Source organism: Vibrio sp. 1249-1, from assembly GCF_033340495.1.
On sequence record NZ_JAWOWJ010000617.1, the window covers coordinates 1 to 666 of the forward strand.

1 protein-coding gene is annotated in these 666 nt (G+C 47.4%); it reads right to left on the reverse strand.

The window, feature by feature from the left end:
* Positions 1-630, reverse strand: a 630-nt coding sequence (gene ispH, locus R7Z50_RS27960) for a 4-hydroxy-3-methylbut-2-enyl diphosphate reductase (RefSeq protein WP_318149815.1), incomplete at its 3' end; no start/stop codon positions are given.
* Between the last annotated feature and the right edge of the window lie 36 nt (positions 631-666).

A 666-nucleotide genomic window follows, 5' to 3' on the forward strand; every position in this document is an offset into this window, starting at 1 on the left:
TTGGCGGTTTTGTGTTGCGTAACAAATATCGTCTTTACGTGGGCCTTGGATGTCAGGAAATACGCGGCGTAGCTCTTCAATCACATCAGCGGTTTCATCGACAGACAATGTGGTTTGGCTTACATAGTGCAGATCCGATGGATCTTTCACGATCGCTTTTAGTTTCTCAACGTCCGCAGGAGTTTCCACTAAGTACATGCCGCCAGTTTCGCTTGAGTACTGACCCATGGTACCTTCGACTTCTGGGTGACCAGCGTGACCAATCAGAACCACTTCCATATTGCGGCGGCTTGCACGCGCAACTTCCATATGAACTTTCGTTACCAATGGGCAGGTTGCATCAAATACCGTCAGATCACGCTGTTTTGCTTCTTGGCGAACCGCTTGCGATACACCATGAGCAGAGAAAATCACGATGTTGTTGTCAGGCACTTCATGTAGCTCTTCAACGAAGATAGCGCCTCGTTGCTTTAGCCCCTCAACCACAAAACGGTTATGTACCACTTCATGGCGAACATAAATCGGTGGCTGATACAGCTCTAGCGCACGCTCTACGATGCTAATCGCACGGTCAACACCAGCACAAAAACCGCGTGGGTTAGCTAATAGGATTTTCATTTCATTGCTCATGGAAATTATCTTTTATTGGGTTGGCTATTCTACTGA